General features: G+C 71.3%; 7 protein-coding genes. 2 read left to right on the plus strand and 5 right to left on the minus strand.

What is annotated here, in order from left to right; all coding sequences use genetic code 11:
* Positions 1–10: 10 nt before the first annotated feature.
* The gene (locus tag ABT127_RS38140) at positions 11–2,545 is read right to left on the minus strand and encodes a galactose oxidase family protein (protein ID WP_351460788.1); all 2,535 of its coding nucleotides are present in this window, start codon (positions 2,543–2,545) and stop codon (positions 11–13) included.
* A gap of 466 nt (positions 2,546–3,011) precedes the next feature.
* On the opposite strand from ABT127_RS38140, the gene ABT127_RS38145 reads away from it, so the two are divergent.
* On the plus strand, positions 3,012–5,345 hold the full coding sequence (locus tag ABT127_RS38145) for a PQQ-dependent sugar dehydrogenase (RefSeq protein WP_351460790.1): 2,334 nt from the start codon (positions 3,012–3,014) through the stop codon (positions 5,343–5,345).
* Positions 5,346–5,401: 56 nt separating this feature from the next.
* Here ABT127_RS38145 and ABT127_RS38150 read toward each other — a convergent pair whose 3' ends face one another.
* From ABT127_RS38150 to ABT127_RS38160, 3 genes are all read right to left on the minus strand, one after another.
* A complete protein-coding gene (locus ABT127_RS38150; RefSeq protein ID WP_351460793.1) occupies positions 5,402–6,178 on the minus strand; it encodes a polysaccharide lyase family 7 protein in 777 nt (258 codons plus the stop codon).
* A gap of 200 nt (positions 6,179–6,378) precedes the next feature.
* Positions 6,379–7,200, minus strand: a complete 822-nt coding sequence (locus tag ABT127_RS38155; protein WP_351460795.1) for an SDR family oxidoreductase — start codon at positions 7,198–7,200, stop codon at positions 6,379–6,381.
* Positions 7,201–7,317: 117 nt separating this feature from the next.
* Positions 7,318–8,049 (minus strand): IclR family transcriptional regulator, encoded by a 732-nt coding sequence (locus ABT127_RS38160; RefSeq protein ID WP_351460798.1) that lies wholly within the window; start codon positions 8,047–8,049, stop codon positions 7,318–7,320.
* Between the two features lie 191 nt (positions 8,050–8,240).
* On the opposite strand from ABT127_RS38160, the gene ABT127_RS38165 reads away from it, so the two are divergent.
* Positions 8,241–9,212 (plus strand): amidohydrolase family protein, encoded by a 972-nt coding sequence (locus tag ABT127_RS38165; RefSeq protein WP_351460800.1) that lies wholly within the window; start codon positions 8,241–8,243, stop codon positions 9,210–9,212.
* A 9-nt stretch (positions 9,213–9,221) separates the two neighbouring features.
* Here ABT127_RS38165 and glgB read toward each other — a convergent pair.
* Positions 9,222–10,445 (minus strand): 1,4-alpha-glucan branching enzyme (glgB, locus tag ABT127_RS38170; protein WP_351460803.1); only part of this gene is annotated, 1,224 nt, incomplete at its 5' end.

Raw genomic sequence — 10,445 nt, forward strand, 5'->3', positions numbered from 1 at the left:
GCGCGTGCGGTCAGCCCACGGTGACCATCCGGGCCTTGCTCGGTACGCCGGCCGAGTCGAGCGCGAACAGCAGATAGCTGCCGGGCAGCGCCACTCCCGGGTCGGAGGGGATGCTGAGCGTGTACGACGTCGTGCTGTTGCGGGTGAACGTGAGCGGTACGCGGCGCTGGTCGTTGTCCGTGGAATGGGTGGCCGCCCCCGCCCGCACCAGGGCGAACGAGGTGACCGCCGAGTCCGTGGTCACGGGGACGGTCGCACCGTGGGCGACGCGAGCGGGCACGGTGCCGGTGATGACCGGGCGGGTGCGCTCGGTGCCGTCGGCGTTGAGCAGGTAGGGAGGTGTGAACACGGCGCCGTCGGCGTGGTTGGTGGCGCAGTCGCCGCACAGACCGCCGCCGCCGGAGAAGATGCGCCCGTCGGGCAGCAGGTTGGCCACGCTGTGGTAGTTGCGCGGCACGGCCATGCTCGCCATACGTGTGAACTGCCCCGTCGCCGGATCCCATATCTCCGGTGTGAGCGAGGAGGTCGCGTCGCTGAACGGCACCGGGTAGGACTGCCCGCCGAACACGGCGACCTTGCCGTCCGGCATGACCACGCTGTTGCTGAAGGCGCGGGCGAAGTCCATGTCGCCGGTGCGCGCGGCCACCGGTGTACCCCCGCCGTTGAGGTCGACGGTGTACGCGCGCCGGGTGGCCGTCGTGTTCTCGTAGGCGGTCGCGCCGCCCAGGGTGAGCAGTTTGCCGATGTCGTACGCGACGGCGTTGCCGTTCATGGCGTCCGCGCTGTCGGCTCGCGTACCGGCGGCCGTGACGGAGCCGTCGCCCTCGGTGGAGATCCAGTTCATCTGCTTGCTCGGCCCCAGCTGGAGGACGCGGCCGTCCGAAGTGGCGTGCAGCCACTGGTGGTTGTCGGCACGGTACGGGCCCGCCGGGTCGGCGGTCATGGTGGTGGTCACGGGTACGCCGGACAGCTTGCGCCAGGTGCCGGTGGCCGGCGACCAGACCTCACCGTCCTTGCCGCCGCGGGCCCCGCTCCAGGAGCCGCCGAGGACGAAGGCGTCGCCGCCTGAGAGCAGGGTCATGGCCTGGTAGCCGCGGGCGATGTTCATGTCGCCGGTGGCCGACCAGGTGTCGGTGGCCGGATCGTAGATGCTCGCGCGTTCGGCGTTGCTGCCGCCGGTGACCAGCACCCGGCCGTCCTTCAGGACCGCGATGCCGGGGCAGAACATGTCGTGCCGGGTGTTGTCGACGCGCCGCTGTGTGACGACTCCGGTGCCGAGGTCCATGATCGCCGTCTGGGTGTAGCCGTTGCTTCCGCCGAAGCGGTCGACGCCGTACGCGGACCAGGCGAGCAGTTTGTTGTTCGGCAGCAGGGCGGTGGCCACCGGAACCAGCGGGAAGCCGGTGATCCGTCCCCAGGAGCCGGCGGTCGCCGGGTTCGCCGGGGCGCTGAGGCGGATCTCCGCCGCCGAGGACCACGGCCCGCGCCCGCCCGCCTCCGTGGTGGCCGTCAGGCGCACGTAGCGCGCGCTGACGGTACGCGAGAAGGTGGCGCCCTTGACGGTGTCGTCGTCCTTCCAGGTGCCGCTGGCGACCGGGGTTCCGAACGTGGTGCCGTCCGTACTCGTCGTGACGGTGTAGGCGCCGACCCGGCCGTTGGCACCGGACCGGCGCGGCTGGTAGGTGAGGGCCGAGACGTCGCGGGCGCTCTTCATGTCGATGGTGATGCTGTGCGGCAGGGGCACGGCGGTGCCGGAGTACCGGCTGTGCCACATGGTGTCCGGATCGCCGTCGAGGACGTTGGCGGCGGCGTTCGCCGCAGCGCCCGCTTCCTCGTCGCTCGCTGTCGCGGTCCACCCCGTGCGCGGCAGGTCGACGACGGAGGCGGGTGAGCCGGGGTCGCCGAGGAGGTTGATCTCGGCCGCGGACGACCAGGGGCCACGGTTGCCGGCCTCGCTCGTCGCGGTGAGCCGCACGTACCGGGCACCCTGGGCGGCGAAACTCAGGGTCTTGGCGGTCGCGTCGTCGCCGAGGGTGCCGGAGGCGACGGCGGAACCCCAACTCGTACCGTCGGCGCTCAGGTGAATGGCGTACGAACCCACCCTGCCGTTGGGGCTGTTGGTGCGCGGCTGGTAGACGAGCGCGGATACGACAGCCGTCCGGTGCATGTCGACGGTGAGGGTGTGCGGCAGCGGTGCGGCGGTGCCGCTCCACTTGCTGTGCCAGATGGTGGCGGTGCTTCCGTCGAGCACGTTGGCGGCGCGTCCGTTCTCGGACGCCGTCTCCTCGTCGCTCGCGGACACGGTCCAGCCGTCCCTCGGCAGGACGGGCGCGGTCGGTTCCATGGCATCCGCGGGCACCACGGGCTCGTGCGGAGCCGCCATCGGGTGCCGGGGGTCGGGCGCGCCGGCGCCGATGGCCGCGGTGGCCGCGCCGCCTCCCGTCAACGGAAGCAGCGCGGCGACGACGGCGGCGAGCGCCAGGGCGATGAGGCCGGTGGATCTGAGTCTGCCGTGCGGGCAGAGCCGGAACAGACGGGTCAGCATGAGGTCCCCCCGTAGGTGCGCGACAGGCGCACAGATGAGGGCATGACCATGCCAATGGGTCGAGTGGGTGTAAAGGGCGGTCTCGCGCCAATCGGCCGAGTTGCGCGTCCGCATGGGCCCCCGCCGCGTAGTGTGCGGCGACGCATCGGCGCACGTGCACTGGTACGCACGCAGTAGTTGACCCCTGCGCAGGTGACGTGCTCGCCGTACTCCAACTACGCCCGCGGAGAGCGGGATTCACCGCTGCCCAGCAGGTCACCGGCGTGCACAGAGGCGGCAGGCCGCGCGCCGTGCCCATGACGAGCCCGGCCGCAGCGTGGACCGCCGCGCCCGGGGCAGTCATGGGCACGGCAAAGCCCCGGGCGCGGTGGCGGGACCTCGCGACTCGGCCGATGCCGTCACATCGGCGGATCCGACGCCGGTCGCCGTGTCACGGGGCACGTTCCCCTCTCGACAGGAGAAGACCGTGACCCTGGTACGCCTTCGAAGACGCGGGCGCTCACGGAGCGGGCCCGCGCCCCGCACGGCGGGCTTCCTGCCCGTCCTGGCCCTCATCGGTCTCGTACTGGTGGCTCCCGCGCAGGCACGCGCGGACACCGCCTTCTCGGCGAAGATCGACTTCGGCGCCGCGGCCACCGTGCCCGTGAGCGGTTACGCACTCGACTACGGACAGTCCTTCGGCGCCCGCACCGGCGCCGACCAGGGCTCCGGACTCAGCTACGGCTGGGTGGGCCTGACGAACAGCACCCCGCTCGACCTGACCGGCAACGGCCGGGACAGAGGCACCGCGGAGCCCGACCGGCTCCTCGCGACCTTCGTGCACATGCAACTCCCCGCCTCGTCGGCCGGCGTGAAGACCCCGGGCCGGTGGGAGATGGCCGTCCCCGACGGCACCTACACGGTGACGGTCGCCGTGGGCGACGCCACGAGCGTGGACAGCACCCACGCGCTCCAGGTCGAGAACCAGAACGCGGTCGACGGCTTCGTCCCCACGTCCACCACCCGGTACCGGACCGCGACCGTGCACCCGACCGTGACGGACGGCCGGCTGACGATCAGTCCGCTCGGCGGCAGCAACACGAAGATCGCGTACGTGACCGTCGCCCCGCTCACCGACGCCGCCGCTCATCCGGAGGTCAGGACGGTGACCCCGGCGAACACGGCGACCGGCGCGACACCGACCGGCAGCGTCGTGGCGGACCTCCGCCTGGTGGGCCCCGGCGTCGACGCCGCGAGCCTCACCTCGAGCACGGTCACCCTCCAGGAATCGGCCACCGGAGCGGCCGTGCCCGCCCACGTGATCACGAGCGGAGGCGGCGACGTCATCAACCTGTCGCCGACAACGGCGCTCAAGGCGAACACCCGCTACCGCTTCACGGTCACCAGCGGCGCCCGGGACCTGGACGGGCGGGCCTTCACTCCGTGGACGTCGGTGTTCACCACCGGAGCGGGCAGCGGCACCGGCAGCATCGCCTTCGACAAGGTGGCCACGTCGGCGACGGGCAGGAGCTTCGCCTCCGTGCTGAAGGGCCCCGACGGCAAGCTGTACGCGTCCACGCTGGACGGCTACATCATGCGCTACACCATCGCCGCCGACGGCACCCTCAGCGGCGCGGAGACGATCTCGACCGTGCGTACGGACGCGACGGCCCGCGGACTGCCGGGAGCACCCAACCGCTCCGTCATCGGGATGGCGTTCGACCCGTCCTCCACGGCGGCCGCCCCGATTCTGTGGATCACCTCCAACACCATGTACGCGGGAGGCACGCCGAACGAACCGGACTGGTCCAGCAGCATCGCCAGGCTGAGCGGTCCGGGGCTCGCCACGTACACCGAGGTCATCAGCCACCTGCCCCGCTCCGTGAAGGACCACGAGACCAACTCCCTCGCCTTCGGACCGGACGGTGCCCTGTACGTGACGCAGGGCGCCAACAACGCCATGGGCGCCGCCGACCCGACGTGGGGCAACCGTCCCGAGCACCTGCTCAACGCCGCCGTACTGCGGCTCGACCCGGCCAAGCTCCCGGCGTCCGGCGCGGTCGACGTGCGGACCGAGAGCCCGGGAACGTACGACCCGTTCGCCGCCGACGCGCCCCTGACCCTCTACGCGACGGGCGTGCGGAACGCCTACGACCTGGTGTGGCACACCAACGGCCACCTCTACACACCTACCAACGGGTCCGCGGCCGGGGGCAACACACCCGCCACGCCCACCCCGCTGCCCGCCGCCTGCTCCCGCCGGATCGACGCGGCGACGGCCGGTGCCTACACGGGTCCGACCGTGCCGGGGATCACGTCCAACCCCGTGGCGGAGACCGACTACGTCTTCGACGTCAAGAAGAACCGGTACTACGGGCATCCCAACCCGGCCCGCTGCGAGTGGGTACTGGCCGGGGGCAACCCCACGTCGGGCACCACTCCCTTCGAGGTCACCGGCTACCCGGTGGGTACCCAGCCCGACCGCAATCTGGACGCGGCCGGGATGTACGACGCCGGGCTGCACGCCTCCGCCGACGGGGTCGTGGAGTACCGGGGCGACGCCTTCGGCGGCGCGCTCAAGGGCACGCTCCTCGTGGTCCGTTACAGCAGCGGGCAGGACATCGAGGTGTTCGGCGTCGACGCGCAGGGGAAGTTGTCGGCGCCCACGACGGGCATCACCGGGTTCACCGGGTTCCAGCAGCCGCTGGACATCACGGAGGACACGTCCAAGGGCACGCTGTACGTCACGGAACAGGGCGCCTCGAAGATCACCCTGCTCCGGCCCAGGGTGACGTCGGCAGCCGGGTCGGCCGGGCACTGACGACGCGGGACAGCGCGGTGCGCCGCATGAGCGACGCACCGCGCGGAGTGGGGATGTCAGCCGTGCGAGACGTTGAGCCCGTAGAAGGCGACGCGCGCGCCCTTGGTCGTGCTGCTGGACGAGGACTGGTTGTAGGAACCGGCCTTGAAGTACTGCTTGTACGGGAAGAACGACGAGGGTATGGCGTAGTGGGTGGTGCTGCCGTTGACGGTCACGTCGAGCGTGTTTCCACCGGAGACGGCGATGGTGTAGCTCCACGTCTTGCCGACCGCCACATGTCCCACCGTGTGCGTCGTCTGGCCGCCGGACGGCGAGTTCTCCGTACCCACCACGATGTCGCCGCTCGACCGGTAGTACAGCTCCACCAGGGGCTTGGTGGAACTTCCGCCGCTGCCGAGGTGGATCTGACCGACGCACACGTTGGACGTGACGGAGACGACGCGCAGGGTCGCGTTCAGCTTGTGGCTGCCGCCGAGTGACCAGTCGGCGGCGCTGCCGCTGCGATTCATCTCCCGCAGCTCGGACCGGGCGTAGTTCGAGTTGGGGGTGGTGACGCCCTTCTCGGGCGCCCAGAAGGTCATCGCGCCGTCGCGGGTGTCGGTGTAGAAGTACGCGTCCTGGAAGCCGTTCGCGCCCTGGAGCCGCGACGAGGAGATGGTGGTCGGCGAGCCGGGCGAGCCGACGGGCTCCTGCAACTGCCACACGGACAGGTCGAAGTTGCCGCCGGGCGCCTTGCCGGGATCGGCCGCGCTGGCACTGGGGCCGCCGAGCAGGGTGAGGGCGCAGACGATGCCGGCGACCGCGGCGGCGGACAGGGTTCTGGTGCGGTGCATGGGGGGTTCCTCCAGGGCTTGGACGACGACTCGCGTTCACATATCTGAAGGTTGGGTTCACTTATGAACCCGACGTGCGCTGAACCTAAAGGTCTGAACCAGCACAGTCAAGGGAATGAACAGAGCCGTCGACCACCCACGTGCCGGGCCGCGTCACGCCGCCAACCCGACGACGCACCGCGGCACTTCGGAAGCGCGGTCTAGGAGACCCAGGTTCCCGTCAGCGACTGCACCGCCGAGCCGTCGAGGTCTTTGAGCTTGGCCGCGACGAAGGCGCGCGCCCTGTCCGAGGTCTGCACACGGAAAGCGGGCCGTTCGGCGACGAGCAGCTCGATCAGCTCCTCGGCGACGTCCTGCGGTGTCTGCGCGTCGGCGAATGCGTCTCGAGTGCGTGCGAGACAGGCCGACAGGGCCCCGGAGTACGGTCCTTCCGTCTCCGGCGCGCGGTCGTCGATGCCTACGTTGTTCACGAACTCGCTCGCTACGGCGCCGGGCTCGACGACGCTGACGGAGACACCGGTGGTGGCCGCGACGGGTGCCAGGGACTCCATGAACCCCTCGACGGCGAACTTGGCCGCGCAGTACGCCTCGTTGAAGGGCTGCCCGACGATTCCGCCGACACTGGTCACCGTCACCACGCGACCCCGACTCGCGCGCAGCAGTGGCAGGGCCGCCCGGGTGACATGCAGTACGCCGAAGAAGTTGACCTCCATCACCGCGCGTACGTCCTCGACGCTCCCGAGTTCCAGGGTCCCGACGTGTCCGGCTCCGGCGTTGTTGACCAGAGCGTCGAGTCGGTCGAGGCCGGTCAGGCATGCCTCGACGGCGGCAGGGTCGGTCACATCCAGCCTGCGTACGTCGAGGCTGACTCCTGCCTCACGGGCAGCTGTTTCGAGGGGGCCCGCCTTGGCGGTGTCGCGCATCGTGGCCATCACGTGCCAGCCGCTGCGCGCTGCCGCAACAGCGGTGGCGAGACCGATTCCCGAGGACGTTCCGGTGATCAGAACTGTTTTGACGCTCATTTCAGTGACATCCGTTCACGACAGCAGTGGATCTTGATCGTCAGTATGGTGCCGGCGCCTCTCGCACCGGGGCAGGGCCGCACCGCCGCAGAGGTCCTCGTGGGCCCCTGCGCCCGTTCAGCGTCCGGTGTCCTCCGCGAGCCGTCGCGACACCGCGCGTGCCGTCGCCCGGACGGCCGGTCCGTATCCGGCGTCGGGGAAGCCGGTGCTGGGGGCGACCACCGACAGGGCCGCGACCACCTCGCGGCCGTCACGGACCGGGGCCGCCACCGTACTCATCGGCCACGGCCGGGTCTGCGCCCCCGTGGCGTAGTCGCGGCGGCGCACGTCGGCGAGGAAGCGCCGCAGGTCACCGGGGGTCTCGATGCCGTCGGCGCCCTGCTCGGGAAGGAAGGCGCCGATGATCCGCTCCTGCACCTCGGCCGGGGCGAAGGCGAGCAGCACCAGGCCGACGCCGGTCGATGTCAGCGGTACCCGGCCGCCCACCCGGTAGCTGACGGGGCCGGCGTCGAGCGCCGAGAGCCGCTCGACGAGCAGTGCCTCGTTCTCGTCGCGGACCGCGAGCAGCACGTGCTGCCGGGTCACGTGGAACAGGTCCTCCATGAACGGCATCGCCACCGCCCGCAGCCCGTGCCCGCGGGGAGCCAGCGACGCCGTCTCCAGGAGGCGCAGTCCCACCACGAACCGGCCGTCCTCCAGCCGCTCCAGCGCCCCGGCCCGCATAAGCGACCGCGCGAGCCGCAGCGCCGAACTGCGCGGGACACCGGCGCGCCGCGCAAGCTCCGCGAGAGTCTGCGCACGATGCTCGTGGTCGAACGTGCCGAGCAGCGCGAACGCACGGTCGACCACCGGCTGCCCTTCGGCCGGACGGCCGCCCCGGCGGCCCGCACCACCGCTTCCGGGACTCTCTGTTCCATTCATCGGCATCACCGATGCCAGCGTACGACCGCATTCCTACGGTGGCAGATGTACCTCACACCCAGGCAGGCGCCCCGCCCCGCGCGGGCACCCGCACCACCGCCCCTCAGCAGGGAGACCCCATGACCAGGACAGGGCTCGTCGACGTCCACGCCCACTTCGTCACCGGCGACTACATCGCCGCGGCCCGCGCCGCGGGCATCGACCACCCGGACGGGATGCCGGGCTGGCCCGAGTGGAGCGTCGCGAAGCAGCTCGAGCTCATGGAGCGCGGCGGCATCGCCAAGGCCTGCCTCTCGGTGTCGTCCCCCGGTGTGCACTTCGGCGACGACAAGGCGGCCCGCGCCCTCGCCCGCGAGGTGAACACCTTCGGAGCCGGTGTCCGGGCTGCCCACCCCGACCGGTTCGGCCACTTCGCGTCCCTCCCGCTGCCCGACGTCGACGGCGCCCTGGAGGAAGCGGCGTACGCACTCGACGTGCTCGGCGCCGACGGGGTCGCCGTCGAGACCAACCACCACGGCCGCTACCTCGGCGACCCGGCCTTCGCCCCGCTGTGGGCGGAGCTCGACCGACGCGGCGCGATCGTCTTCGTCCACCCCACCTCCCCGCCCGGCGCCGACGCGGTGGCTCTCGGCCGTCCGCGCCCGATGCTGGAGTTCCTCTTCGACACGGCCCGCACGGCGAGCGACCTCCTGCTGACCGGTGTTCTCGCCCGGCACCCGGGCATCCGCTGGATCTTCACCCACGGCGGCGGCGCGCTGCCCCTGCTGGCCGACCGGATCGAGCTGTTCCGCCCGCTGCTGGACGGCGGGGCGCTGGGCAAGGCGGGCCCGGAGGCACCGGACACCATCGAGCAGCTCGGCCGCCTCTGGTACGACATGGCCGGCACTCCCTTCCCGCGGCAGATCCCCGCGCTCGACGCGGCGTTCGGCACCGACCGGCTGCTGTACGGCAGCGACTACTGCTGGACGCCCCTCGATGCCGTTCTCGCCCAGGTCGACTCCCTGGACACGGCGGTGCAGCCCGCCGACGGGACCTGGCGCGACCTCACCACAGGCAACGCGGACCGCCTGCTCGCGTCCCGGTCCCGGTGACCCCGTGCTTCAGGCGTCCCCGGATGCCGTGGGCGCCAGCCACACGGCGGCCAAAGGCGGCAGGCGCACGGTGATCGAGGCTGCCATGCCGTGCCAGGGGCGGTCCTCCGCGGGGAGCGGCCCGGTGCTCACGACGCCGCTGCCGCCGTACGTGACCGCGTCGGTGTTGAGGATCTCCGTCCAGCTGCCGTGCGAGGTGGTGGGAACGCCGAGGCGGACGTCGCTGCGCACGAGCGGCGAGAAGTTGAAGACGGCAAGCAGCGGAGTGCCGTCGGCCGCGTGCCGCAGGAAGGCGAGGACGTTGGTGTCGGCGTCGTCCGCCACGGTCCAGGTGAAGCCGGACGGGTCGGTGTCGCGTTCCCACAGGGCGGGATGCTCCGCGTAGCGGCGGTTCAGGTCGCCGACCAGACGCTGGATTCCCCGGTGGTCCTCGTGCGCGGGCCAGTCCGGCGCCAGGAGTCCCCAGTCCGGGCCGTGTGCTTCGGACCATTCGGCGCCCTGGGCGAACTCCTGGCCCATGAACAGGAGTTGTTTGCCGGGGTGGGCCCACATGAAACCGAGGTAGGCGCGGTGGTTGGCGCGCTGCTGCCACCAGTCGCCGGGCATCTTGGAGACCAGGGAGCGTTTGCCGTGCACGACCTCGTCGTGGGAGATGGGCAGGACGTAGTTCTCGCTGTAGGCGTACACCATCGAGAACGTCATCTCGTGGTGGTGGAACCTGCGGTGCACCGGCTCGTGGCTCACGTACTCCAGCGAGTCGTGCATCCAGCCCATGTTCCACTTCAGGCCGAACCCCAGACCGCCGTGGCCGCCCGGACCGATCTCATGGGTGGCGCGGGTGACCCCGTCCCAGGCCGTCGACTCCTCGGCGATCGTCACCACGCCCGGCACCCGCCGGTAGAGGGTGGCGTTCATCTCCTGCAGGAAGGCGACCGCGTCGAGGTTCTCCCGGCCGCCGAACTGGTTGGGCCGCCACTGGCCCTCCTCGCGCGAGTAGTCCAGGTAGAGCATGGAGGCGACGGCATCCACGCGCAGCCCGTCGATGTGGAACTCCTCGCACCAGTACAGGGCGTTGGCCACCAGGAAGTTGCGGACCTCCTTGCGGCCGTAGTCGAACTCCAGCGTCCCCCAGTCCGGATGCGCCGAGCGCAGCGGGTCCTCGTGCTCGTACAGCGGCCGGCCGTCGAACTCCGCCAGCGCCCACTCGTCGCGCGGGAAATGCGCCGGCACCCA

It is taken from the genome of Streptomyces sp. NPDC001904 (assembly GCF_040297005.1).
Lineage (GTDB): Bacteria > Actinomycetota > Actinomycetes > Streptomycetales > Streptomycetaceae > Streptomyces.